The sequence below is a fragment of the Natrinema sp. H-ect4 genome (genome assembly GCF_041894845.1).
Taxonomy (GTDB): Archaea; Halobacteriota; Halobacteria; order Halobacteriales; family Natrialbaceae; genus Natrinema.
In genome coordinates this window covers 87,879-112,058 of the sequence record NZ_JBHDYC010000012.1, presented here as the reverse complement: position 1 = coordinate 112,058, position 24,180 = coordinate 87,879, and the positions used below count along the sequence as shown (strand labels likewise).

Here is a 24,180-nt window from a genome sequence, read left to right as displayed (position 1 = left end):
GTTCAGACAGCCTGTTATGTTCCCGCAGATCCTCTTTCCGACCGACGGGAGCCAGGGTGCATCGAACGCGCTCGACCACCTCCTGGATATCGCGACCGCCCACGATTCGACGGTTCACATCCTCAACGTCGCGAATACGACGAAGGATACCGTCGTCAGGATGCAAGGTGATGTCGTTGACGTCCTCGAACGAGACGGCGAGCGGATCGTTCGAGATGCCGCTGATCGGGCACAGGAGCGCGGAGTAGCTGTCGTTACTGAAGTCCGCCAGGGCGAGCCCTACAGCACGATCGTCGACTATGCGAACTCGCGCGACGTCGATCTCATTGTCATGCCGACCCACGGACGCCGGGGCCTCGAGCGATTTCTGCTGGGGAGTACGACCGAACGCGTCGTCAGGCGAGCCGATGTCCCCGTCCTGACGATCAGGCCGACCGACGACTCGGTCACCTATCCGTATCGGAACGTCCTGGTTCCGACCGACGGGAGCGACTGTGCGAGGGACGCGCTCGAGGTCGGAACCGATATCGCGAACGCGGACGGTGCAACGTTGCACCTCCTGTCGGCGATCGAGACTACGAGTCTCGGCGTCGACGTTCGGAGCGATATCCAGGCGACGATGATCGAGGATACCGCAACCGACATCCTCGAGGACGCGTCGGCGTTCGCAACCGACGCTGGCGTCGGGTCGGTGACCGAGACAGTCGAATACGGCCCGTCGATTCCTCGAGCGATCCGCTCGTACATCGAGGATCACGACGTCGATCTCGTCGCCGTCGGCACGCACGGGCGGACGGGTCTCGAGCGATACCTTCTGGGGAGCGTCACCGAGCGCCTCGTACGAACGTCACCGGTCCCCATGCTGACGGTTCGCTCGACTGCATCGGAGCAGTAGCGACTCGGCTCGAGCCGACGCGATCGGTGCTCCGGAATTGGTCGTTGGAGAAGGCGCTGGCTGAGATTTGAACAACGCGAAGACGGTCCTGCTCGCTCACTTCGTTCGCTCACAGGCTGCGACTTCTCTCGTTCAAATCCAGAACGATTTTTCGATGAACAGACTCCTCGCTCCGCTCACGGCTTCGCCGTTCACTATTCCGTGGCGCGTAGCGCCACGCTACGCTCGTCGTTGTTGTTCATCGAAAAATGCGCTGGCTGGGATTTGAACCCAGGTTGTGACCATGGCAAGGTCACGTGATACCACTACACTACCAGCGCCCTGCTGCACTCATATCTACTGCCGGACGGATGTATAAGGGTTGCGAATCGACCCGCCTTCGGCATGCCGCAGCATGCCGATTCTCGAGTAATTGCACTGATAAATCTAGCGCATATCCGGCAATTTTCTCCGGATAGCGCGCATATCGAATGCAACAAGTTATCAAGGGCGAATGTGTGTCCGTTCAGCACGAATTCGGGGGTGTGAGGCGTTCACAGCCGGGATCGAATCCGCTATTCTTTTAAGACCCTCTCCGCAATACATCGCTACAGTCTAGTGACGCGGCGTCGAAGCGTTTCGGTATGACTGTCAGCGTACTCGTGCCGTCGTCAACCTGCCGGGAAGCCGAGGACAAACGCGAGGCAACTCGCAAACTTGGATACGTCGCCCGCGCGGCGACGATCTTCCGGGCCGATCGCCTGGTCGTCTATCCCGATCGGGATGGGGAAACCGGGCGATTTGACGGCGGGTTCGTCAGCATCGTGTTGCGGTACGCCGCAACGCCCCCATACCTCCGCAACGAGGCGTGGGGGATGCGGGACGAACTGGAGTACGCGGGCATCTTACCGCCGCTCCGCGCCATGTCACAGACCGGCTCCGAATCTACCGGTTCGGGGTCGTCAAGACAAGGAATCGTGACCGAGGTCGGACCTGAAGGGCGCGTCCGGGTCAATTGCGGACTGCAACACCCGATCTCCCTCAACATACCGCCGAACATGGCGGTCGAGGAGGGGGAGCGCGTGACCGTCAGGATCTCTTCGCGACGACCGGTCCGGGCGAAGCTCGTCGATGAACCCCTTCCGGGGCTTTCGATCGAGCAGACGGACCTGCGGGCAGCACTCGGCCGTGAGGACGCCGGCGTTCGTATCGCGGCCTCCCGATTCGGTGAAGAACTCACCGTCGGGCGGCTCGAGACGCTGGCCGGACGCGTTCAGCGCGACGGGATGACCGTCGCCTTCGGCGCGCCCGAGAGAGGGCTGCCGGCTATCCTCGAAATCGAGGAATCCGCCGTCGGTGCTGCACAGGACGCAGCCGTCGACGGGGATAACGGAGTCGAACCCACTGCCGATCCGGGGTTCGACCTCTGGCTAAATACGGTTCCGGATCAGGGAAGCGAGGTCGTGCGAACGGAAGAAGCTCTGTTCGCCACCCTCGCGCCCCTCTCACTGAGAGAGTGATAGAATGCCACAAGCAAATACACCACGCAAAGGCTCACTCGGGTTCGGCCCACGACAGCGTGCGACCAGCGAGGTCCCACGCTTTAACTCGTGGCCGGACACTGACGGACAGCCGACGCTCCAGGGTTTCGCGGGCTACAAGGCCGGCATGACCCACGTCGTCATGGTCGACGATACAGCGAACTCGCCGACCGAAGGGATGGAAGAGACCGTCCCCGTGACGATCGTGGAGACGCCGCCGATGCGCGCCGTCGCTCTGCGAGCATACGAAGACACGCCGTACGGTATGAAGCCGATAACCGAGGTCTGGACCGACGAGTTCGTTCCCGAACTCGATCGCGTTCTCGACCTTCCCGGTGACGAGACCGACACCGGCGCGACCACGGACGAACTCCGTTCCCTCCACGAGGAGGGTCGCGTCGATGACGTTCGCGTCATCACCCACACGGTACCGGGGGAGCTGCCCTCGATGCCGAAGAAGAAACCGGACGTGATGGAAACGCGCGTCGGCGGCGGCTCCGTCGACGATCGCGTCGATTTCGCCCTCGAGACGATCGAGAACGGCGGCGAACACGTCATGAACGACGTGTTCCGCGCCGGCGAGTACGTCGACGCGAGCGGCGTCACGAAAGGGAAAGGGACCCAGGGTCCCGTCAAGCGATGGGGCGTCCAGAAACGAAAGGGCAAGCACGCCCGGCAGGGATGGCGCCGCCGCATCGGTAACCTCGGCCCCTGGAACCCGTCCCGCGTTCGGTCGACGGTTCCCCAGCAGGGCCAGACCGGCTACCACCAGCGGACGGAACTGAACAAGCGCCTCGTCGACATCGGCGACGGCGCAGACGCGACGGTCGACGGCGGCTTCGTCAACTACGGCGAAGTCGATGGACCGCACGCGCTGATCAAGGGCTCGCTCCCCGGGCCGCAACAGCGTCTCGTACGCTTCCGCCCGGCGATCCGACCCGGAGACCAGCCGCGCCTCGATCCCGAGGTACGCTACGTCTCCACCGCATCCAACCAGGGATAACACATGGACGCAACAGTACGAAACCTGGACGGCGACGACGCGGACACGGTCGAGCTCCCGGCGGTCTTCGAGACCACGTACCGCCCGGACTTGATCGGCCGAGCCGTGCGCGCCGCGCAGGCAAACCGAAAACAGGACTACGGTGCCGACGAGTTCGCCGGCCTTCGAACGCCGGCCGAATCGTTCGGTAGCGGCCGCGGGATGGCCCACGTTCCACGACAGGAGGGGCGCGCACGCCGCGTTCCCCAGGCCGTCAAGGGACGCAAGGCGCACCCGCCGAAAGCCGAGAAGGACCAGTCCGAATCGATCAACACGAAAGCAAAGAAACTGGCCGTCCGCAGCGCGATCGCTGCGACGACCGACGCCGAACTCGTCGCCGAGCGCGGTCACGAGTTCGACGAGGATGTCGAGACTCCCGTCGTCGTCGACGACGAGTTCGAGGACCTCCACAAGACGCAGGAAGTCGTCGACTTCCTCGAGGCAGCGGGCCTCGCGGACGACATCGAACGCGCCGACGAGGGTCGCAGCGTCCGCTCCGGTCAGGGGAAAGCCCGTGGCCGCAAGTACAAGACGCCGACATCGATCCTCTTCGTCACATCCAGCGAGACCGGCCCGTCGCGAGCGGCCCGGAACCTCGCCGGTGCAGACGTGACGACGGCCGCCGAGGTCAACGCGGAGGATCTCGCCCCCGGCGCACAGCCGGGACGACTCACCGTCTGGACCGAGAGCGCACTCGAGGAGGTGGCCGACCGATGAGCTCGGCCATCGAACACCCGCTGGTCACGGAGAAGGCGATGAACGACATGGACTTCGAGAACAAGCTCCAGTTTGTCGTCAACCCGGACGCGACCAAGCCCGAGATTCGGGACGAGGTCGAAGAGCGCTTCGAGATCTCGGTCGAGAACGTCAACACGCAGGTAACGATGAAGGGTAAAAAGAAAGCGATCGTCCGCCTCTCCGAGGAGGACGACGCACAGGAAGTCGCTTCGCGAATCGGGGTGTTCTGAGAATGGGACGACGCATTCAAGGACAACGACGCGGCCGCGGGACCTCCACGTTCCGTGCCCCGTCGCACCGATACAAGGCGGACCTCGAGCACAAGAAAGAGGAAGACGACGATATCGTCCGCGGGACGGTCGTCGACATCGAACACGACCCGGCCCGCTCCGCACCGATCGCGGCCGTCGAGTTCGACGATGGCGATCAGCGCCTCATCCTCGCACCTGAAGGCATCACTGTTGGCGAGGAGCTCGCAGTCGGTGTCACGGCAGAGATCAAGCCCGGCAACACGCTCCCGCTCGCGGAGGTTCCCGAAGGAGTGCCGGTCTGTAACGTCGAATCGAACCCGGGCGACGGCGGTCGATTCGCCCGAGCCTCGGGGACCAATGCCGACCTGATCACCCACGACCGCAACGCGGCGGTCGTCCAGCTTCCCAGCGGTGAGGTCAAGCGCCTCGATCCGCAGTGTCGCGCCACTATCGGCGTCGTCGCCGGCGGTGGCCGCACGGAGAAGCCGTTCGTCAAGGCCGGCAACAAGTATCACAAGATGAAGTCCCGGGGCACCAAGTGGCCCCGCGTCCGCGGTGTCGCGATGAACGCCGTCGACCACCCCTTCGGTGGCGGCGGCCGACAGCACCCCGGCAAACCCAAGTCCGTCTCGCGGGACGCCCCGCCGGGACGGAAGGTCGGTGACATCGCGTCCCGAAGCACCGGTCGAGGTGGCAAGAAATGAGTCAGGAGTACCGAACCGGCCGCGAAGGTGAGTTTACCTACCGCGGTCACACGCTCGAGGAGCTGCAGTCGATGGAGCTCGACGAGGTTGTGGAACTGTTACCCGCACGACAGCGGCGAAGTATCGAACGCGGCCTCTCCGTCGAGAAGGAGAAGCTCCGAGAGGAGGCCAGCGAGAAGGGCGAAGAAGAGACGGCGAACGACCCGATCCGAACGCACCTGCGGGATATGCCGATCCTGCCGGAGTTCGTCGGACTGACCTTCGAGGTCTACACCGGACAGTCGTTCGAGCGCGTTCGCGTCGAACCCGAAATGATCGGCCACTACCTCGGCGAGTTCCAGCTAACGCGAACCTCCGTCGAGCACGGTCAGGCCGGTATCGGCGCGACTCGATCGTCCAAGTTCGTCCCACTGAAGTGATCCACGCATGGGAATCAATTACTCAGTCGACGCGGATCCCGACGCCACGGCGAAAGCCATGCTTCGGGAGCGTCATATGAGCAACAAGCACAGCAAGGAGGTCGCACGCCAACTCAAGGGCCAGACCGTCGGCGAGGCTCGGGCGTACCTTCAGGACGTAATCGACAAGAAGCAGTCGGTGCCGTTCAAGTCCCACAATACCGGCGCGGGTCACCGCTCCGATATCGACGGCTGGGACGCCGGCAAGTACCCCGAGAAGGTCTCCAAGGAGTTCATCGATCTGCTCGAGAACGTCGAAGCAAATGCGGATCATCAGGGCTTCGACGGCGAGTCGATGGAGATCGTCCACGTCGCCGCCCACAAGGTCGGCGAGTCCGTGGGCCGCAAGCCCCGCGCGATGGGGCGTGCCTCGGCCTGGAATACGCCACAGGTCGACGTGGAGATCGTCGTCGAAGAAGTCGAAGACGAGGAGGACGATAGCTAATGGCTGACGAACACCAATTCATCGAAAACGGCCTGCAGCGGTCCCAGATAGACGAGTTCTTCCAAGAAGAGCTCGGCCGCGCGGGCTACGGTGGTATGGACGTCGCCAAGACGCCGATGGGAACCCAGATCGTCCTCAAGGCCGAGAAGCCCGGGATGGTCATCGGCAAAGGCGGCGAGAACATCCGGAAGGTCACGACGGCTCTCGAGGAGAAGTTCAACCTCGAGGACCCCCAGATCGACGTGCAGGAGGTCGACGAACCCGACCTCAACGCACGGATCGTCGCGGACCGACTGGCCAACGCGCTCGAGCGTGGCTGGTACTTCCGGAAGGCCGGTCACACGACGATCGACCGGATCATGGACGCCGGCGCGCTCGGCGCGGAGATCGTCCTGTCGGGGAAGGTCACCGGCGCACGATCGCGCGTCGAGAAGTTCAACCGCGGTTACATCAAGCACAACGGCGAGCCCGCCGAGACGGTCGTCGACCACGGCCAGGGCGTCGCGGTCATGAAACTCGGCACTATCGGCGTTGATGTCAAGATCATTCCGCCGGGAGCCGAACTCCCCGACGACTTCCAGGTCAGCGAGGACATGGATCCGGAAGAGGTCGTTCCGGACGCCGTCGAAGTCAACGCGGAAGGCGGCGTCGAGGAACTCCTCGAGGGCGAACCCGAGGCGGCCGAGGCCGCCGAAGGCGATGCCGAAGCTGCTGCTGACGAAGCCGTCGAAACCGACGAAGCTGACCTCGACGAAGACGTCGTCGAGGAAGTCATCGAAGAAGAGGTCGAGGCTGACGCCGACGAGGAGTTCGACGAAGTCGAAGTCCCCGGCGATGAAGACGTCGACGAAGAGCTCGAGGAGCTCGAGGAAGACGTCGAAGCGGAAGCCGAAGAGCTCGTCGAAGAGATGGACGAGGAGTCGGAAAGCCCCTCGGACGATGCGGACGAGGCAGACACCGACGAAGCGGACCCAGACGGGGGAGGTGACGCCTGATGGCGATCCTCCGCGTCGAAGAGATCCGCGACATGACTCCCGCCGAGCGAGAGGAAGAACTCGAGGAACTCGAGACGGAACTGCTGAACCAGAAGTCCGTTCTCGCCGCCGGTGGTGCCCCGGAGAATCCGGGTCGCATCGGCGAACTCGGTCGCACCGTCGCGCGGATCAAGACGATCCAGCGTGAGGAAGGCGACCTCGCAGACGAAGAATAAGAAACAACACAATGGCACTGACACCCGAGACCCTGCCGCGACACGAACTCAACGGGCTCCCCGTGCGAGTCGTCGAGAGCGACGACTCCTCGCGGGTCGGCCTCGAGGGACGGGTCGTCATCGAGACGACCAAGACCCTCTCGATAGAAGTTCGCGCCGACGGCGAGTCCCGGGTCGTTATGGTGCCGAAGTCGGGCTCGACGTTCGAGTTCGCGATCACAGATGACGCCGCCGATCTCGCGAAGGGATCGGGGACTGCGTCCAAACTGGCCGACACTGAACCCGCCGCGGGATCCGAGGAACGATCCTCACCCGCTGCGGACTGCGCTGGCGAGGATGTAGCCTACGTTACGGTCGATGGATCGCGGTTGCTCTCACGGCCCGCCCGACGCACGGAAACGAATGGTGACTCACCATGGCAATAGGACTAGACGTTGAAACCCCTCCGGAACCGAACAATCCGGAGGAATACGACTACGAGAAGTGTCCGTTCTACGGCGACCTCTCCGTTCGAGGACAGATCCTCGAGGGGACAGTCGTCTCGACGGACATGGACAAGACCGTAGTCGTCGAGCGAGAGTACGATGTGGCGGTCCCGAAGTACGACCGGCACATGAAACGACGCTCGCGCATCCCGGCACACGTACCGGGCGTGCTCGAGCCGCTCTCGGTCGGTGACACGGTCAAGATCGCAGAGACCCGACCACTGTCGAAGACGAAATCGCACGTGGTCGTCGAAGTAACCGCCGAAGCGACCGCGGAGGACCTCGCCGAACTCACGAGCCAGGCCGAGCCTGAGCCGGAGCTGTCGGACGAGGACTTCGCGACGGACGAAGACGAGGGTGACGAGTGATGGAGGCGATGAAAGCCGACGTCACGCAGGGCCTCAAGAAGGGATCCCTGATCACGTGTGCCGACAACACCGGCGCACGTGAGCTGAAGGTCATCAGCGTCGCGGGCTACCACGGCACCAAGAACCGCCAGCCGAAGGCGGGGATCGGTGACAAGGTGACCGTCTCGGTCACCAAGGGTACCCCGGAGATGCGCCGACAGGTCCTCGAGGCCGTCGTCGTTCGCCAGCGGAAGTCGATCCGCCGGCCGGACGGCACGCGGCTCAAGTTCGAGGACAACGCGGCGGTCATCATCGACGAGAACGAGGAGCCCCGCGGCACGGAGATTAAGGGGCCCATCGCCCGCGAAGTCGCGGAACGCTTCGGAGCAATCGCCAGCACGGCGACGATGATCGTATAGATATGACCACGCAACCACACAAACAGCGAACGCAGACGAGAAACGCGCCGCTGCACGAGCGAGGAAAGCAGCTGCACGCGACGCTGTCCGACGACCTCCGCGAGGAGTACGACACCCGTCGAACCCGCGTCAACGCGGGCGACACGGTCGAGGTCATGCGCGGCGACCACGCCGGCGAGGAAGGCGAGGTCATGCGCGCGATCCTCGAGGATGGGACCATCCACGTCGAGGACGTGACGGTCGAGACGGCCGACGGCGAAGAAGTGCCGCGGCCGCTGGACCCGTCGAACGTCCGCATCACGGAGCTCGACCTCGAGGACGAGCGTCGCGAGGCGCGTCTCGAAGGTGATACCGAATGACGAAACACCAGAAGCGACTGTCGGTTCCGAAGTCCTGGCCGGTCGAGCGAAAGACCGAGACCTTCACGGTAAAGGCCGGTGCCGGCCCGCACGGCGAGGACGGCGTGCCGCTCGTCGTCCTCCTGCGGGACGTGCTCGGCTACGTGGACTCGCGCAAGGAAGCGCGCTACGCACTCTCGGAGGATTCGATCCTCATTAACGGGGTCGCGATCAACGACGAACAGCGCCCGATCGGCATGTTCGACATCGTCGCGTTCCCCGCTCTCGAGGAGTACTACCGCGTCTTCCCCGACGAGGGTGGTCGGCTCGCGCTGACCGCAATCGACGAGGACGCAGCGGGGAGCCGCCTCGGCAAGATCGAGGGCAAACAGCAGGTTCCCGGCGGCGACACGCAGTTGACGCTCCACGACGGAACGAACGTCCTCACCGATTCCGACGAGTACCGGCCGAAGGACTCGATCGTCATCGACAACGACGACAAATCCGTCGTCGCGCACTTCCCGTACGAGGAGGGTGCGCTCGTGACGGCCGTCCGTGGCAACCACGGTGGCAAGGTCGGCGAGATCGACGCGATCGACATCACGCCGGGCAGCGGATCGAACAACGTCGGCGTCTCGATGGACGACGGCGGCTTCGAAACCGTCGAAGAGTACGTCGTCGTCATCGACGAGAACTTTACAGGTGATGACGAATGAGCGAAGCCGACAACGCTGACTTCCACGAAATGCGCGAGCCCCGCGTCGAGAAAGTCGTCGTCCACATGGGCGTCGGCCAGGGCGGTCGCGAACTCGGCAAGGCCGAGGACATTATCGAGGAGGTCACGAGTCAGGAGAGCGTCCGTACGCAGGCAAAACGGACCGAACCCGACTTCGGCATCCGTCAGGGCGATCCGATCGGCACGAAGGTCACCCTTCGCGATCAGGACGCACGCGATTTCCTCGAGACGGCGCTTCCCCTGGCGAACATCTCGTCGTCGCAGTTCGACGATACGGGGAACTTCAGCTTCGGTGTCGCAGAACACACCGACTTCCCCAGCCAGGAGTACGACCCGAACGTCGGGATCTACGGGCTGGACGTCACCGTCAACCTGGTGCGTCCGGGCTACCGCATCGCCAAGCGCGATAAGGCCACCCGATCGATCCCCTCGAGCCACCGACTGACCCCCGAGGACGCGATTCGCTTCCTCGAGGCGAACTTCGACGTGACCGTAGAGGGCACAGACGATGAGTGAAAGCGAAACAGAAAACGACCGCACGGGCGAGCACGCAGCAAAGCGGACGGGACAGATCGAGTCCTGTCAGCGCTGTGGCCGCGAGCAGGGACTTGTCGGGAAGTACGACATCAACCTCTGCCGGCAGTGCTTCCGCGAGATCGCCCGCGACATGGGATTCAGGAAGTATCGATAACATGACCGGAAACGATCCACTCAGCAACGCGCTCTCGGGACTCGATAACGCCGAGAGTGTGGGCCATCTCACCCACGAGGTAACGCCCGCCTCGAACGAAATCGGCAGCGTGCTCGAGGTCTTCTATGACCGCGGGTACATCGACGGCTTCGAGTACGTCGACGACGGTAAAGCCGGTCAGTTCGAGGTCGAATTGAAAGGAGCGATCAACCAGTGCGGCCCCATCAAGCCCCGCTACGCCGTCGGCTCCGAGGACTTCGAGAAGTGGGAGAAGCGCTATCTCCCCGCTCGAGACTTCGGTGCGCTCGTCGTCACGACGAGCAGCGGCATCATGAGCCACTACGAGGCTCGTGAGCAGGGTATTGGGGGCCAGGTTATCGCATACGTCTACTGACCATGCGAGTAGAACTGGAAACCCCCGAGAACGTAACCGTCGAGGTCGATCGGTTCGACGTGACCGTCGAAGGGCCGGAAGGCAGCGTGACGCGCCGCCTCTGGTACCCCGACGTGACCGTCGAAACCGACGACGATCAGGTGGTCATCGAAAGCGGTGCCGAGGACGCGAAGACGAATTCGACCGTCGGCACCTTCGAGAGCCACATCCGAAACGCATTCCACGGCGTGACCGAGGGCTGGGAGTACGAGATGGAAGTCTTCTACTCTCACTTCCCAATGCAGGTCCGCGTGGAAGGCGAGGAGGTCGTCATCGAGAACTTCCTCGGCGAAAAGGCACCGCGACGAACGACTATCCACGGTGAGACCGACGTCGCCGTCGACGAGGAACAACTCGTCCTGTCCGGCCCCGACAAGGAGGATGTCGGACAGACGGCGGCCGACATCGAGCAGCTGACGAAGGTCAGCGGCAAGGACACCCGCGTCTTCCAGGACGGGGTCTACATCACCACCAAACCCGCCAAAGGAGGCGTCTAAAAGATGGCAGACGATCAATCGAACGACGAGCAAGCCTCGGACGACGCCCGAACCCTCGAGGACATCAGCGGCGTCGGCACGAGCAAAGCGGACGCGCTGCGCGATGCCGGTTTCGAGTCCATCGAGGACATCAAGGAAGCCGACCAGGACGACCTGGCCGATGCCGACGGCGTCGGGAACGCGCTCGCGGCCCGTATCAAGGCCGACGTCGGCGACCTCGAGGTCACCGACGAGACCGAAGCCGAGATCGAGGACGAGAGTGCAGAGGAAGAAGCGCTCGACGAAGACGTCGAGACGGAACTGCAGCCCCGCGGGCTGACCGAGAAGACGCCCGAGCTCTCCGAGAACGAGGAGCGGCTCCTCAACCGCCGACGGAGCGAGGGGAAACCGCAGTTCAAACGGCAGGACTACCACAAGAAAAAGCGGACGCCGGAATCCTGGCGACGACCCCGCGGCCAGCTGTCCAAGCAGCGCCGCGGCGTCAAGGGCAAGGGCCCGAAAGTCGAGGCCGGTTTCCGCACGCCGAAAGCCGTCCGGGGGAAACACCCCAGCGGCTTCGAGGAAGTCTACGTCGAGAATCTCGGCGACCTCGAGGGCGTCGACGGCGACAGCGAGGCGGTCCGGATCGCCTCCGCGGTTGGCGCGCGCAAGCGCGAGCGGATCGAAGAGGAAGCCGAAGACCAGGGCGTTCGCGTCCTGAACCCGACCTACGAGGAAGTCGAGGTGGAATCAGATGACTGATCTGAGCGCACAGAAGCGACTGGCGGCCGACGTCATGGACGTCGGCAAGAACCGCGTCTGGTTCGACCCGGACGCACAGGGAGACATCGCCGAAGCGATCACTCGTGACGAGATCCGCGAACTCGTTGACGAGGGTCGCATTCAGGCCGACGAACCCTCCGGCAACTCACGCGGCCGCGCCCGAGAGCGCAACGCGAAACGCGCCTACGGCCACCAGAACGGCCAGGGCAAGCGTCGCGGCAAGAAGGGCGCACGCCAGAACGAGAAAGAAGAATGGCAGAAGAAGATCCGTGCACAGCGCCGGAAGCTACGCGACCTCCGCGACAAGGGCGAACTGACGCCCACGCAGTACCGCACGCTCTACAAGAAAGCGGGCGGCGGGGAGTTCCGTAGCGTCCAGTACCTGTTGAACTACATCGACGAAAACTACGGTAACCAATAATGGCGACAGGACCACGATACAAAGTGCCGATGCGGCGTCGCCGTGAGGTCCGGACGGACTACCACCAGAGGTTGCGCCTGCTGAAATCGGGAAAGCCCCGCCTCGTTGCTCGCAAGAGTAACAAGCATACTACGGCGCAGCTGATCACTCCCGGACCTCAGGGAGACGAGACGCTTGCAAGCGCGCACTCGAGCGATCTGGCGGAGTACGGCTGGGACGCCCCCACGAGTAACATTTCCGCGGCGTATCTGACCGGCCTCCTGGCCGGTAAACGAGCCGTCGACGCCGGTCTCGAGGAGGCAGTCCTCGACATCGGCCTCAACACGGCCACGCCCGGCAACAAGGTGTTCGCGGTACAGGAGGGCGCGATCGACGCCGGCCTCGAGATCCCGCACAACGATAGCGTACTCGCTGACTGGTCGCGTACGCGCGGCGAGCATATCGCCGACTACGCCGAACAGCTCGACGAGCCGCTGTACAGCGGCGAGTTCGACGCAACGGATCTCCCCGAACACTTCGACGAGGTACGAGAGGCGATTCTCGAATGAGTAACTACAACGATAGCGGATGGGAACCCGTCACCCGTCTCGGCCGGAAGGTCCAGGAGGGCGAAATCGAGGACATGGAGACCGCCCTCAACTCGGGCCTCCCGCTAAAGGAACCCGAAATTATCGACCAGCTCCTCCCCGGACTGGAAGACGAAGTACTGGACATCAACATGGTCCAGCGGATGACCGACTCCGGACGACGCGTGAAGTTCCGCTGCGTCGTCGCGGTCGGCGACCGCAACGGGTTCGTCGGCTACGCCGAGGGTCGAGACGACCAGGTCGGCTCTGCCATCCAGAAGGCGATCGGTATCGCGAAGCTGAACATGATCCAGGTGCCCCGCGGTTCGGGTTCCTGGGAGGACCGCTCGGATCGGCCCCACTCGCTGACGCGGAAGACGACCGGCAAGGCCGGCTCCGTCGAAGTCGAGGTCATTCCGGCCCCCGAAGGGCTCGGACTGGCCGCCAGCGACACCGTCCGTCACGTCCTCGAACTGGCCGGCATCGAGAACGCCTGGACCAAGAGCCACGGCAACACTCGAACGACGGTCAACCTCGCGAAAGCGACGTACAACGCGCTCGAGAACGCCTCCCAGTCGCGACAGCCGCGACAGCGAGGCGGCCGGGACGAAGCTGAGGTGGCTGACCAATGAAAGCGATCGTCCAGATCCGTGGCGAAGTGAATCGACAGGAAGACGTTCAGGACACCCTGTCGATGCTCAACATCCACAACGTCAACCACTGCACGCTCGTCCCCGAAACCGACCCGTACGAGGGGATGATTGCCAAGGTCAACGACTACGTCGCCGTCGGCGAGCCCGACGCGGACGTGATCGAGACCCTGCTCGCGAAGCGAGCGGAGCCCCTCGAGGGCAAGCAGGCAGACGTCGACGAGGAGTGGCTGGCCGACAACACCGAGTACGATACCTTCGGTGAACTGGCCGACGCGCTGCTCGACGAGGAGACGACACTTCGTGACGAGGGACTGTCACCGACGCTTCGACTCCACCCGCCGCGGGGGGGTCACGATGGTATCAAAAAGCCGACCGTCGAGGGCGGCCAACTCGGAAAGCATACAACAGGGGAGATTAACGACCTCCTAGAATCGATGCGATAACCATGACGAGCAAAAAACGACGCCAGCGCGGATCGCGGACCCACAGCGGCGGTTCCCACAAGAATCGACGCGGTGCGGGCCATCGCGGTGGCCGCGGCCGTGCCGGGCGCAGCAAACACGAGTTCCACAACTACGAACCGAAGGGGAAACACGGCTTCAAGCGACCCCACGACATCCGCGAGACGGTCGCGGAGATCGACGTCCAGAAGTTAGACGAGGACGCGATCCTCTACGTCGCGGAGGACCTCGCCGAGGAGACCGACGACGGCTACGAACTCGACGCACGCGATATCGTCGAGGACGGCCACGAGGTCGACGTCGTCAAGGTCCTCGGATCGGGGCAGGTCCGCAACCAGCTGACGGTCACTGCGGACGCGTTCTCCGAGACGGCCGAGGAGAAGCTCGAGGCCGGCGGCGGTGAGGCTGTTCTCTCCGAGCGTGGCGAGGAGCGAGCGGCCGAGGCCGAGGACGAGGAAGCCGACGCTGAACAGGACGAGGAATAACTATGGGATGGAAGGAAGCCGCTGAACCGGTTCTGACGAGGATGCCAGCAGTCCGCCGTCCGGAGGGGCACGTCCCCTTCAAGCGGAAGCTGATGTGGACGGTCGGCATCCTCATGTTGTACTTCTTCCTGACGAACATCTCGCTGCTCGGGTACCAGTCCGGCGGGGCGGGCGACCTCTTCGGACAGTTCCGTGCGATCCTCGCGGGAGCGCACGGATCGGTGCTCCAGGTCGGTATCGGACCGATCGTCACCGCGAGCATCGTCCTGCAGTTGCTCGGCGGTGCGAACCTGCTCGGGCTCGATACGGACGATCCCCGGGATCAGGTTCTCTATCAGGGCCTCCAGAAGGTACTGGTCGTCCTGATGGTCATCCTGACCGGGCTCCCGATGGTGTTCGCCGGCGGCTTCCTGCCAGCAGTGCCACAGCTCCAGCTTGGCGGGCTCACCCTCGATCAGACGCAGGTACAGATGCTGATGTTCGCCCAGATCGTCGTTGGCGGTATCCTCATCCTCTACATGGACGAGGTCGTCAGCAAGTGGGGCGTCGGCAGCGGGATCGGCCTGTTCATCATCGCTGGCGTGAGCCAGCGACTGGTCACCGGGCTCATCAACCCGGTGCAGGGCGGGTTCTTCTTCGACTGGTACCGCATCTTGACCGGACAGGTCGAGATGGGGTCGCTCGTCTCGGGAAGCGGTCTGCAGACGCTGCTGCTCGGTGACGGGCATATTATCGCCCTGTTCACGACGGTGCTCATCTTCGGGATCGTCGTCTACGCGGAGTCGGTCCGCGTCGAGATCCCGCTGAGCCACGCTCGGGTCAAGGGCGCTCGCGGTCGCTTCCCCGTGAAGCTCATCTACGCGAGCGTCCTGCCGATGATCCTCGTTCGCGCAGTGCAGGCGAACATCCAGTTCATGGGCCAGATCCTCAATCAGCAGTGGGCGGGGATGCCCGCGTGGCTCGGGAGTTACTCGCAGGGCCAACCCGACGGCGGGTTCTTCTACTATGTGTCCCCGATCTACTCGCCGCAGGATTGGATGTGGTTCACGGCGAACGTCGGCCAGGAGTGGTGGCAGGTAATGATCCGAATCGGTATCGACGTCACCTTCATGGTCGTCGGTGGGGCGATCTTCGCCATCTTCTGGGTTGAGACGACGGACATGGGTCCCGAATCGACGGCGAAGCAGATCCAGAACTCCGGGATGCAGATCCCCGGCTTCCGACAGAACGTCGGTGTCATCGAGAAGGTCATGGAGCGGTACATTCCGCAGGTGACTGTCATTGGCGGTGCGCTGGTCGGCCTGCTGGCCGTCTGGGCCAACATGCTCGGCACCATCGGCGGTGTGAGCGGAACCGGACTGCTGCTGGCCGTCTCTATCACGTACAAGCTGTACGAGGAGATCGCCGAGGAGCAGATGATGGAGATGCATCCGATGATGCGCGACATGTTCGGCGGCGGCGACTAACGCCGACTCCTTTCTCTTCAGTTCTCCAGACCGTGAACGGTTGCGCAACTGCACCAGTCGGTACCGAACTGTGGGTCCCGCCGGCCGGTGAGAGACCGATAGTAGCCACTGAAAGTCACTGCACACCTAATCGCACGATGCGATCAGTGTGTGAATCGTTTCAGTGGCTACTATAACCTGCTGCACGACGTACCTCGACAATGGTCAACGCCTTCTGGCTCGATCGCGACCTCGAGCGAGCCGCGACGTGGCTCGTCGATCGCCACGTCACGAGCAGCGTCTTCGAGTGTTCGATGGTGCTGACGACGGCGGTCCAGCGAAACGGCTACCCCGAATCCGACGCGCTGTACGTCACGCATCCCGACCACCCGCTAACTCGCCGGGCGGCGCGGTCTCTCACCAACTGGCACCCTCCGGTCGTACACCGACGCGGCTTACGAGGAGTGGCGCTATCGCTGGGGTCACGACTCGACGGACCGCCACGGCTGCTGGGCGATCGTTCGATCACTCGACGACGACGGGGTTCACGGCCTCGAGGGCCGCGAGGATCTGCCGCAGGTGACGGGCCAGTGGATGGCCGACGACTACGTCGAGGTATCGGTACTACTATGCGAACGAGAAGCGCCAGCTGTTCGAGTGGTCGAAAGAGCGGTCGATGCCGGACTGGATCCCGGAGTACACGGTCGACGGGACGGGGTAACGCCCGCCCCGCGATCACATCACGCCGGTTGGACAGTCTGTGAACGCCTCGTGAGACACGAGGGCCGAGAGACCGACCGCTGTCGACGCGAGCGATCGGTCCGCGTTCGACTGCCAGCGCTTCAGTCCGAGACCGGCTCCATTTTGGCTCGGTTGCGGAGAGAGGCGAGATAGCGGGCAACTTCGTCGTGGGTGTGTGCCCCGACGAGGTGATCCTCGAGCGTCCGATCGAGCTCCAGTACGTCACGGCAGATCGGACACTCGATCGGCGGGTTGAATGCCATCTGTTCTTCACCATCCGTCCGTTCGAGGCAAAGCGCTACAGCATGCATATGCCCGCCCGCGATCCGTCTGCCCGCACGATCCGTCTCGAGCGTGCCATCGACTGGCGGTCTCGCGTCGTCCCGATGAGTCACGGCGCGTCCTCCTCCCGACGAACTTGCGGACGGCCCTCGAGTTGGCGTGACGGAACCGGGATCCCCCGATTCGTGCAGGCAGAGACGGCTTCCGGAGCGGGGCGTTACTGCCGGCGGAATGAGTCTTACTGTTACCGACGATGTCGGCAAGCCCGTCGAGAGTGCAGATGGCGAGACGCTCGGTTCCGTCGCCGCCGACGCGGAGCGTGCACCCCTCGATCCGGAACCGGACATGACCGACTCGATCACGGCCGTGCTCGAGTGGGAACCCGCGTCCGGTGACATGTCTCGCTCGAGGACGACGCGATCAACGAGGTAACCGACGATACGGTCCGGCTCAGGGCCGCGTTTTCGGCGGCAAGCGTCGCACCGGACGACGAATCCGAACCTGAACTCGAGGGGCGACGACGGATCGGGACGGAGACACCGACGGGTGACTCCTCACCGTCGCCCGGGAAACAGCCGTCCGATCACCGAACGGGATTCTCGGGCGGCATCGCGCGGGTTATTTTATCCCTTCCGGAGGGGAGTCCGTCTCGACTGAGGGTAGGAGGTTGATAACAATGCAGTCCGTCGGCGACGGTCAACGCAGTGATCAGGAACGTGCTCGCCGTTCGTCACCGGTCGGATCGTGCGACGGCAGATCCCCGGTTCGCGCTCGTGGAGTCGACGACGTCGCGCTGTCGTCGCCTTCCGACTGACCTGATGTTCGCGTTGACTAATGTCTGTTACTGAGCGGATCGTCGACGGCTTCAAGGCGACGCTGGGGGCTCGTCTCGTCACCAACCTCGCGAACGGGGTGTTGATGCTACTGCTCGCGCGAGAACTACTCACACCCGACGAGTACGGGTTGCTGTTCTTCGTGATCGCGGTCATCGGCGTCGCGGGGATGTTTACCGACCTCGGAATCGCTCGCTCGGCCGCCCGATACATCTCCGAGTCCAAGGAGACCGATTCCGGCAAGATCCCGTACCTCCTCCGGACGTCGCTCGGATTTCGACTGGTGTTGATCGGCATCGTTTCGACCACGCTGGTCGTCGGTCACGAGCAGCTTGCCGCCCTGCTCGAGACGCCGGAGGCGGCGACGCTATTGCTGGTCGGCGGCGTCTATCTCGTCTTTCAGTCGCTGAACTCCTACACCCAGACGGTCTTTCAGGGCTTCAATCAGGTCGAACTCAGCGCCGTCGTCAACGTCGTCAACAACGTCACGCGGGTCGGCTTCGTCGTCGCCTTTACCGTCCTCGGACTCGGCGTCGTCGGCGCGATGATGGGGTATCTGGTCGGCGCGATGCTCGCGGCAGGCGTCGGGATCGGCCTTCTCTACCGACGGTTCTACGTGACCTACGACGACGACGGCGGTGAGAAGACGCTGCGCAATCGAATGCTGCGATACAGCATTCCGTTGACCGCCTCGACCAGCGCGAGCATTCTCGACAATCGGATCGATACGGTTCTCGTCGGATTCTTCCTCAATCCGGTGGCCGTGAGCTACTACGTGCTCAGCAAGCAAATCTCGGAGTTCGTGCTCGTTCCCGCCGGCTCGCTGGGCTTCTCCGTCTCGCCGACATACGGCGAACAGAAGGCCAACGACGCTCTCGAGGAGGCGGCGCGGATCTACGAGTCGACGCTGCAGTACGTCCTCCTCCTCTACATCCCGGCGGCCGTCGGGCTGATCCTCGTCGCCGATCCGGCCATTCGGCTCGTGTTCGGCGCGGACTACGCCGGCGCCGTCCCCGTCCTTCAGCTGATGGCGATCTACGTCATCTTCCAGGCGATCACCAACGTGACGACCAACGGGCTGGATTACCTCGGCCGGGCGTCCGACCGCGCGATCGCGAAGGGAGTTACCTCCGCCGCCAACGCCGTCCTCAACGTGCTCTTGATCCCGCGATTCGGCGTCGCCGGGGCGGCGTTCGCCACCGTCATCACCTACGGCATCTACACGGCGGTCAACGTCTTCGTGATGTACCGCGAGATCGCGTTCAATTATGGCGGCGTTGGCCGATCGGTCGCGCTCATCTCCCTCATCTCCGCGGGGATGGGCGTCGCCGTCCTCGTTTTCGTCCCCTACGTGTCGAACCTGATCGCCCTCGCCGGCGTGATCGCACTCGGCGTCGGCATCTGGGGCTGCTTGATCACGTTCAGCGGGCTCGTCGATCCGCGAGAGACGCTCGCCCTATTGACCTAGTCTCGCCGGCGGTCGCTGGTCTCGGCGCTTTCCGTACCCCGTTCTCGATCCCTCCTCTATTTCGCTCCCCTGCTCCCGATTCTCTACGCACGATTTTTGCTCGGGACTCCGTTTCGGTCGTCGCGTTCCCGCGAGTGGCGACCGACTGCGTTCGGGTGACCGCCTGCCCGTGCTGTCTCCGTTCCGCTCACGCTCGACTTGCGGCATTCCGGTTCGAATCGCGGCATTCCGTCCCGTTCGTGCGCTCACGAGAACGACCGCTCCCTCATCGACTCGCTCGTCTCCAGTGGTAACAATACCCTTCCGGAGCGCTATATACCGGTAATACGCTCATATCAAAATAGGATATAGTCGGCATCGGGAATGTGAACACACGACCCCTCGATTCCGATACCGACGGGGCAGCCCTCCGGTCGTTCGTCGATCAGTTCGAGCGGGGTGAGCGACACGCGGCGGTCCAGACCCTGCTCGAGACCGCCGACGAGCCGCGTTCGATACTCACGTCGCTCTTCGGCGTCGGATACGACGGCTGGTACGCCCTCGTCGCCGACGACATCTCCGGCTCCTGCCTCGATCTCACCCCCGGCTGGGGACGAACGACGCCGCTTTTGAGTCGACTCGTGGACACGGTCTACACGTACCAGCCGACCGACACTGGCAATCGGCTCCTCGAGGCTCGACCGGCGCTGGAGGGGGTCGACGTGGTGTCGATCGCGAGCGACGACCTCGCCTCGGCGGTCCGCGGTCGTTCGTTCGAGACGATCGTCACGACGGGACCGCGGGCACCGGACGGCGACTTCTTCGATCACGTCGGCGGGCTCGCCCCGTCGATCGAGGACGGTGGCACACTTATCACCGAGATAAACGGCTGGCCCAGAACGACCGGAATGACGGATCTGGTCGGCCTCGAGCGCGGGTCGGCGATGGCCGGCGATCGATCCCCGGCGACCGTCTGGCGATCGATCCCTTCGCGGCTCGTCGCCGCCCTCGAAGACAGGGGGTTCGACGAGGTCGAACTGTTCGGGCTGCTCCCCGGTGGGAGGCGATACCGGTGGGCGGTGCCGGTCGCCGACCCCGACGCCCTCGAGTGGGTGTTGGACACGATCGAGGCAGACACGACGGCCGCTCGGCTGCTCCGAGGCGGTGCGACCCTCGCCAACAGGATGGGGGTCGTCAAACAATCGTATCCCAGTTACGTCGCCGTCTGTCGAACGCGGCCGTCGGCGTCGGAAACGGACGCCGAATCGGGGACGGGGACCGAGCGGACGCGAGTGCTCCGACGCGGCGCGAACCGGTCGATCGTCTTCGAACTCGTCGACGGCGACCTCGAGTCCGTCCGGAAAGTACCGAACGCTCCCTCCCACGGCCGCTACAACGAACGCGCGGCGTCGACCCTCTCTGCGCTCGCGGCTGCGGACAGCCCGCTGACGGGGACGCTCCCCGACGTGGCGCTCGAGGAGTCCCCGCTCGGTCCAGTGCTGTCGGAATCGCCGGCCGCGGGCACGCCGCTCATGGACGTTGTCGCCCGACTGGAGACGCCGCCCGATCCGGACGCCTTCGCTCGAGTCCTCGAAGACGGGACTCGACTGGATCGGGAGGCTACAGCGAACGCACACGGGGCCTCGAGTAACGGTGTCACCGGGGACGGTCCATCGCGAGCTGACCCCGGACGAACTCGACGTGACACCGCCGGCGGTGTCCGAGCCGGTCGAGTATCCGAGGGTCCCCGCGCACGGGGACTATCACCCGGGGAACGTCCTCGTCGCCGACGACGGCACGATCGAGCGCGTCATCGACTGGGAGTACAGCGCGATCGATCGCAACCCCGTTGCCGATCCCGGGTTCTTCACCCTGAAGCTCGCTGAGTTCGCGTTCGGCGGCTTCGAGGCGGGCGTCCGGGCCACGCTGCTCGAGGACACGCCCCACGCTGACTGCGTGTACGAGCAGTTGCTCGCGTACTGCGACGCCATCGGCGTTCGCCCGCGGACGTTCGGTGCCTATCTCGGACACGCGCTCGTGACCCAGACCGACGTTCACTTCCAGTCTGACAGTCCGTGGCGCTTCCACGCGAATCCGCGGGAGAAGTGCGATCGATTGACGTTCCTCTACAAGAACCTCGAGGAAATTCGATGCCGACTCGATCGCCAGCAAATGGAGTATTCCGTCGATTCGCAGCCACTGGGCGACTCCAGTTCCGACGCCGACACAGCCGAGTCAGGTCGCCACGAGTCCGTTCGTGCTGCGGACGCCTCCCCCGAGCAGTCACGTCACCGGTGAGCCTCGAGCGACGGGACCGTTCGACCGGCGGATCGGATCTGATGGCACTGCTATCGACTGCAACGGAGAGAGAAGGCGTGATTCGGTTTCAGGCGCCGTCCGTGCGTGGTGGCGTTACTGGATCGAGTACCCTGCTGCGAGGGTGAGCAGGAGCACCATGAATAACGCGGTGAGCATCAGGTAGGTGATCGACCGCGGCTCGTCTTTCAGGTGCTGGAAGTAGCCGGCGATCAGGGATACCTTGATGACTGCCAGAATCATCGTTCCGCCTACTGCAAGTTCGTAGGTGAATATTTCCGGGAAGTGGAAGAAGACGAACTTCCCCGTCGCCAGCAGTATCAGCGCCACGTAAATCAATGCGTAGTTCCGAATACTCGCCATTGGTGAGGAATGAGACTGACGGATACTTATACCTTCCTCATACGATCGCTCGCCGGGCTGGCCGCCGTCTGCGCGCCCGTCGGACGGAAGTGTTCGATCGACGTTCGCGCGGCACCGACCGTGACCGCACGGAAGCGACACGTAGATGGATCACGGGTGCGAATCGCCGGCAATGAGTGGACGTTCGGCTCTCCGTCGCCGGACCGGTATCGGGTTCGTGTTCGCCCTCGCGGTCCTCGCCGCGAGCACCGGCGTCGTCGCCGCGAGCAACGTGGCAGCCGGCCTTTCGGGGGGCAGCGACGTGTCGGTTCCGACGTGGCTCTACCTCGCGACTGGCGGCGGTGTCATCGGTGCCTCGGCGCTGCTGACCATGCTCGTCACCGATCGCGACGTGATCGGGACCTACCACGACCGCACGCTCGAGACCACGATGGATCGACTCCTGACTGCGGGCTCGCTCCTGCTCGGCGTGCTCGGTCTCCTCGGGCTCGCGCTGATCCTGCTCGCCGGAATCCGGGGTCCCGCAATCGGGTTGGTCAGTGCGACCGTCCTAGTGACGTTCGTCGGCGGGCGGGCGCTGCTGACGATCGTCGCGTACACCGTCGGCAACCCGTGGCCGGCGCTCAACCCCTGGCGGCGGATCGCCGCGGCGCTGCCCAACGGCTACGAGTCGTACCCGTCGGCCTTCGGTTCCTGGCCCGCCGTCGTGGCGCTGTTGACGTTCGTCTGGCTCGAGGTTGTCGCCCCGCTGACCTCGTCGGCGCGTGCGCTGGTGTTCGTGCTCGTCATGTACTCGCTGTTTACGATCTCGAGTGCGGTCGTCTTCTCCCCCGAGACGTGGTTCCGTCGCGGCGATCCGCTCTCGCTGTGGTTTCGACTCTACGGGGCCGTCGCGCCGATTCAGCGCACGGACGACGGGCTCGAACTGCGATTTCCCGGTTCTCGGCTGAGCGACGACGATCTGGTAACTGACACCTCCGTCGTGGCGTTCGTGCTCGCACTCGTCTGGGAACTCACCTACAGCGGGTTTATCGTCACCCCCGTCGGCGTCGGGACCGTCGAAGCGCTCGTCGGGCTCGGCATCCCGCCGGTGATTGTCTACCTGCTCTTGCTCGTGGGCGGCTTCGCCCTGTTCTGGAAGGTGTACTGGATCGCGATCGATCGGACCCGTGATCGGGCCGAGACGTATCTCTCCCGTCAGTATCTCGGGCTCCGCTTCGCCGCGCCGCTGCTCGCCATCGCGGCCGGCTATCACTTCGCACACTACATCGGCTTCGCGATCTCGCTGTGGCCCTCGTTGTTCGACGCGCTGGCAATGCCGCTCGACCCGCCGCCGAACCCGACCCGGTACGCGCTCCCGGGCTGGTTCGGGTACGTCGAAATCGCCGGCATCCTGCTCGGCCACGTTCTCGCGGTGTGGATCGCCCACACCGTCTCCTTCGATCTCTTTCCCGGCAAGCTGCAGTCGATCAGGAGCCAGTATCCGCTCATCGTCGTGATGGTGTTTTTCACGATGGTAAGCCTCTACCTCGTCTCCAAGGGGTCGATGAGCCCGCCATACGTTCCGGGCTAATCGCCCGCCATCTCTCTTCGACATCTTTCCTTTTCGACCCACTACTCGTCCGGCTCACTGGTTTCTCTCCCACTGACCGTTCGGACTACTGAACCGGCAAACACTTCCTCTCGCTCTCGCAATTGTCGATCGAATGGCGACCAATCGGCCACTCGAGCGGGAGTACGAGGTGCCACCGGAGGAATCACCCGGCAAGACCTGTCCGTACTGCGGACGGCCGTTCCGATCCGAGCGATACGCCACGTTCCATATCGGTGTCGACCACGCCGAGGAGTGTTCCGAGGACGAATACGAGGCGTTCGAAGCCGAACGCGACGACGAGGAGTATGACCTCTTTACGTTCCACTTCAAGGCGGCTATCTCCGTGTTTCTGGTCTACTTCCTGTTTACGTTCGTCTACGCGCTCGTCTGGGCCGGCTAACGCTCTGACTCGAGTTGCTCTCATACCGTGGCGCCGGCCGCCATTGCTGTGCTCTCTTTGTTGCCGTCGCTCCGTCTCGCACATCATCGCTTGAGCCGGTGGGCGAATTTGTGCCGTCTCGTCGCGCTCTCGAGTCATGGCTCAATCGTACGGCCGGGAGAACTGTCGGGCGGACAATCGACTGCCTGGATCGATACACCAG

33 protein-coding genes and 1 tRNA gene are annotated in these 24,180 nt (G+C 63.9%); 31 read left to right on the top strand and 3 right to left on the bottom strand.

Going from position 1 to position 24,180, the window contains the following annotated elements:
* The first annotated feature begins 16 nt into the window (after window positions 1-16).
* Window positions 17-895 carry a universal stress protein gene (locus ACEWFR_RS16270; RefSeq protein WP_374062038.1) on the top strand — a complete coding sequence of 293 codons (879 nt, stop codon included), beginning with the start codon at window positions 17-19 and terminating at the stop codon, window positions 893-895.
* 249 nt (window positions 896-1,144) lie between these two features.
* Here the strand turns inward: ACEWFR_RS16270 and ACEWFR_RS16265 are convergent.
* Window positions 1,145-1,215: transfer RNA gene (locus ACEWFR_RS16265), tRNA-Gly, on the bottom strand.
* A gap of 303 nt (window positions 1,216-1,518) precedes the next feature.
* Between ACEWFR_RS16265 and ACEWFR_RS16260 the strand changes: the two genes are divergently transcribed.
* From ACEWFR_RS16260 to secY, 25 genes are read left to right on the top strand one after another with little or no spacing between them, the layout of a single operon-like run.
* Entirely contained in the window at window positions 1,519-2,394 is an 876-nt protein-coding gene (locus ACEWFR_RS16260) for a putative RNA uridine N3 methyltransferase (RefSeq protein ID WP_374062036.1), read from the top strand.
* Between the two features lie 4 nt (window positions 2,395-2,398).
* Window positions 2,399-3,418, top strand: a complete 1,020-nt coding sequence (locus tag ACEWFR_RS16255; protein ID WP_374062035.1) for a 50S ribosomal protein L3 — start codon at window positions 2,399-2,401, stop codon at window positions 3,416-3,418.
* Window positions 3,419-3,421: 3 nt separating this feature from the next.
* A complete protein-coding gene (gene rpl4p / locus ACEWFR_RS16250) occupies window positions 3,422-4,174 on the top strand; it encodes a 50S ribosomal protein L4 (protein ID WP_098725825.1) in 753 nt (250 codons plus the stop codon).
* Complete coding sequence (locus ACEWFR_RS16245; protein WP_180842253.1) at window positions 4,171-4,425, top strand: 50S ribosomal protein L23; 255 nt, start codon at window positions 4,171-4,173, stop codon at window positions 4,423-4,425. The genes rpl4p and ACEWFR_RS16245 overlap by 4 nt, the downstream gene beginning before the upstream one ends.
* Before the next feature lie 2 nt (window positions 4,426-4,427).
* Window positions 4,428-5,150: a 50S ribosomal protein L2 gene (locus ACEWFR_RS16240; protein ID WP_098725827.1), complete on the top strand. Its 723-nt coding sequence runs from the start codon at window positions 4,428-4,430 to the stop codon at window positions 5,148-5,150.
* A complete protein-coding gene (locus tag ACEWFR_RS16235; protein WP_098725828.1) occupies window positions 5,147-5,569 on the top strand; it encodes a 30S ribosomal protein S19 in 423 nt (140 codons plus the stop codon). Before ACEWFR_RS16240 ends, ACEWFR_RS16235 begins: the two co-directional genes overlap by 4 nt.
* Before the next feature lie 7 nt (window positions 5,570-5,576).
* Window positions 5,577-6,053 carry a 50S ribosomal protein L22 gene (locus ACEWFR_RS16230; protein WP_098725829.1) on the top strand — a complete coding sequence of 159 codons (477 nt, stop codon included), beginning with the start codon at window positions 5,577-5,579 and terminating at the stop codon, window positions 6,051-6,053.
* The gene (locus tag ACEWFR_RS16225; RefSeq protein ID WP_374062034.1) at window positions 6,053-7,048 is read left to right on the top strand and encodes a 30S ribosomal protein S3; all 996 of its coding nucleotides are present in this window, start codon (window positions 6,053-6,055) and stop codon (window positions 7,046-7,048) included. The genes ACEWFR_RS16230 and ACEWFR_RS16225 overlap by 1 nt, the downstream gene beginning before the upstream one ends.
* Window positions 7,048-7,263 carry a 50S ribosomal protein L29 gene (rpmC, locus tag ACEWFR_RS16220; RefSeq protein WP_098725831.1) on the top strand — a complete coding sequence of 72 codons (216 nt, stop codon included), beginning with the start codon at window positions 7,048-7,050 and terminating at the stop codon, window positions 7,261-7,263. The genes ACEWFR_RS16225 and rpmC overlap by 1 nt, the downstream gene beginning before the upstream one ends.
* Before the next feature lie 11 nt (window positions 7,264-7,274).
* Complete coding sequence (locus ACEWFR_RS16215; protein ID WP_374062033.1) at window positions 7,275-7,688, top strand: ribonuclease P protein component 1; 414 nt, start codon at window positions 7,275-7,277, stop codon at window positions 7,686-7,688.
* On the top strand, window positions 7,679-8,116 hold the full coding sequence (locus ACEWFR_RS16210) for a 30S ribosomal protein S17 (RefSeq protein ID WP_098725833.1): 438 nt from the start codon (window positions 7,679-7,681) through the stop codon (window positions 8,114-8,116). Before ACEWFR_RS16215 ends, ACEWFR_RS16210 begins: the two co-directional genes overlap by 10 nt.
* Window positions 8,116-8,514 (top strand): 50S ribosomal protein L14, encoded by a 399-nt coding sequence (locus tag ACEWFR_RS16205; protein ID WP_006430978.1) that lies wholly within the window; start codon window positions 8,116-8,118, stop codon window positions 8,512-8,514. Before ACEWFR_RS16210 ends, ACEWFR_RS16205 begins: the two co-directional genes overlap by 1 nt.
* A 2-nt stretch (window positions 8,515-8,516) precedes the next feature.
* Entirely contained in the window at window positions 8,517-8,873 is a 357-nt protein-coding gene (gene rplX / locus ACEWFR_RS16200; RefSeq protein WP_098725834.1) for a 50S ribosomal protein L24, read from the top strand.
* Window positions 8,870-9,568 (top strand): 30S ribosomal protein S4e, encoded by a 699-nt coding sequence (locus ACEWFR_RS16195; protein ID WP_374062032.1) that lies wholly within the window; start codon window positions 8,870-8,872, stop codon window positions 9,566-9,568. Before rplX ends, ACEWFR_RS16195 begins: the two co-directional genes overlap by 4 nt.
* The gene (locus ACEWFR_RS16190) at window positions 9,565-10,104 is read left to right on the top strand and encodes a 50S ribosomal protein L5 (protein ID WP_374062031.1); all 540 of its coding nucleotides are present in this window, start codon (window positions 9,565-9,567) and stop codon (window positions 10,102-10,104) included. The genes ACEWFR_RS16195 and ACEWFR_RS16190 overlap by 4 nt, the downstream gene beginning before the upstream one ends.
* Window positions 10,097-10,279: a 30S ribosomal protein S14 gene (locus ACEWFR_RS16185; RefSeq protein ID WP_098725837.1), complete on the top strand. Its 183-nt coding sequence runs from the start codon at window positions 10,097-10,099 to the stop codon at window positions 10,277-10,279. The genes ACEWFR_RS16190 and ACEWFR_RS16185 overlap by 8 nt, the downstream gene beginning before the upstream one ends.
* 1 nt (window position 10,280) lies before the next feature.
* Entirely contained in the window at window positions 10,281-10,673 is a 393-nt protein-coding gene (locus tag ACEWFR_RS16180) for a 30S ribosomal protein S8 (protein WP_098725838.1), read from the top strand.
* A 2-nt stretch (window positions 10,674-10,675) separates the two neighbouring features.
* A complete protein-coding gene (locus tag ACEWFR_RS16175) occupies window positions 10,676-11,209 on the top strand; it encodes a 50S ribosomal protein L6 (protein WP_374062030.1) in 534 nt (177 codons plus the stop codon).
* 3 nt (window positions 11,210-11,212) lie between these two features.
* Window positions 11,213-11,950, top strand: coding sequence for a 50S ribosomal protein L32e (locus ACEWFR_RS16170; RefSeq protein ID WP_374062029.1), 738 nt, complete (start codon window positions 11,213-11,215; stop codon window positions 11,948-11,950).
* Window positions 11,943-12,392 carry a 50S ribosomal protein L19e gene (locus tag ACEWFR_RS16165; protein ID WP_226039040.1) on the top strand — a complete coding sequence of 150 codons (450 nt, stop codon included), beginning with the start codon at window positions 11,943-11,945 and terminating at the stop codon, window positions 12,390-12,392. The genes ACEWFR_RS16170 and ACEWFR_RS16165 overlap by 8 nt, the downstream gene beginning before the upstream one ends.
* Complete coding sequence (locus ACEWFR_RS16160) at window positions 12,392-12,940, top strand: 50S ribosomal protein L18 (RefSeq protein ID WP_098725842.1); 549 nt, start codon at window positions 12,392-12,394, stop codon at window positions 12,938-12,940. The genes ACEWFR_RS16165 and ACEWFR_RS16160 overlap by 1 nt, the downstream gene beginning before the upstream one ends.
* Complete coding sequence (locus ACEWFR_RS16155) at window positions 12,937-13,590, top strand: 30S ribosomal protein S5 (protein WP_098725843.1); 654 nt, start codon at window positions 12,937-12,939, stop codon at window positions 13,588-13,590. The genes ACEWFR_RS16160 and ACEWFR_RS16155 overlap by 4 nt, the downstream gene beginning before the upstream one ends.
* Window positions 13,587-14,054: a 50S ribosomal protein L30 gene (locus tag ACEWFR_RS16150; RefSeq protein WP_226039037.1), complete on the top strand. Its 468-nt coding sequence runs from the start codon at window positions 13,587-13,589 to the stop codon at window positions 14,052-14,054. The genes ACEWFR_RS16155 and ACEWFR_RS16150 overlap by 4 nt, the downstream gene beginning before the upstream one ends.
* 2 nt (window positions 14,055-14,056) lie before the next feature.
* Entirely contained in the window at window positions 14,057-14,557 is a 501-nt protein-coding gene (locus ACEWFR_RS16145) for an uL15m family ribosomal protein (RefSeq protein ID WP_098725844.1), read from the top strand.
* 2 nt (window positions 14,558-14,559) lie between these two features.
* Entirely contained in the window at window positions 14,560-16,023 is a 1,464-nt protein-coding gene (secY, locus tag ACEWFR_RS16140) for a preprotein translocase subunit SecY (protein ID WP_098725845.1), read from the top strand.
* 821 nt (window positions 16,024-16,844) lie between these two features.
* On the opposite strand, the gene ACEWFR_RS16135 is transcribed toward secY, so the two are convergent.
* The gene (locus ACEWFR_RS16135; RefSeq protein WP_374062028.1) at window positions 16,845-17,138 is read right to left on the bottom strand and encodes a hypothetical protein; all 294 of its coding nucleotides are present in this window, start codon (window positions 17,136-17,138) and stop codon (window positions 16,845-16,847) included.
* A 118-nt stretch (window positions 17,139-17,256) separates the two neighbouring features.
* Between ACEWFR_RS16135 and ACEWFR_RS16130 the strand changes: the two genes are divergently transcribed.
* From ACEWFR_RS16130 to ACEWFR_RS16120, 3 genes are all read left to right on the top strand, one after another.
* Window positions 17,257-17,457, top strand: coding sequence for a hypothetical protein (locus ACEWFR_RS16130; protein ID WP_374062027.1), 201 nt, complete (start codon window positions 17,257-17,259; stop codon window positions 17,455-17,457).
* A 402-nt stretch (window positions 17,458-17,859) separates the two neighbouring features.
* Window positions 17,860-19,326: a flippase gene (locus tag ACEWFR_RS16125; protein WP_374062026.1), complete on the top strand. Its 1,467-nt coding sequence runs from the start codon at window positions 17,860-17,862 to the stop codon at window positions 19,324-19,326.
* A gap of 1,695 nt (window positions 19,327-21,021) precedes the next feature.
* Window positions 21,022-21,603 carry a phosphotransferase gene (locus ACEWFR_RS16120; RefSeq protein ID WP_374062025.1) on the top strand — a complete coding sequence of 194 codons (582 nt, stop codon included), beginning with the start codon at window positions 21,022-21,024 and terminating at the stop codon, window positions 21,601-21,603.
* Window positions 21,604-21,717: 114 nt separating this feature from the next.
* Here the strand turns inward: ACEWFR_RS16120 and ACEWFR_RS16115 are convergent, their stop codons facing one another.
* Window positions 21,718-21,984: a cytochrome C oxidase subunit IV family protein gene (locus ACEWFR_RS16115; RefSeq protein WP_374062024.1), complete on the bottom strand. Its 267-nt coding sequence runs from the start codon at window positions 21,982-21,984 to the stop codon at window positions 21,718-21,720.
* 172 nt (window positions 21,985-22,156) lie between these two features.
* Between ACEWFR_RS16115 and ACEWFR_RS16110 the strand changes: the two genes are divergently transcribed.
* Window positions 22,157-23,557 carry a hypothetical protein gene (locus tag ACEWFR_RS16110; protein ID WP_374062023.1) on the top strand — a complete coding sequence of 467 codons (1,401 nt, stop codon included), beginning with the start codon at window positions 22,157-22,159 and terminating at the stop codon, window positions 23,555-23,557.
* 133 nt (window positions 23,558-23,690) lie between these two features.
* A complete protein-coding gene (locus ACEWFR_RS16105; protein WP_374062022.1) occupies window positions 23,691-23,978 on the top strand; it encodes a hypothetical protein in 288 nt (95 codons plus the stop codon).
* Window positions 23,979-24,180: the final 202 nt, after the last annotated feature.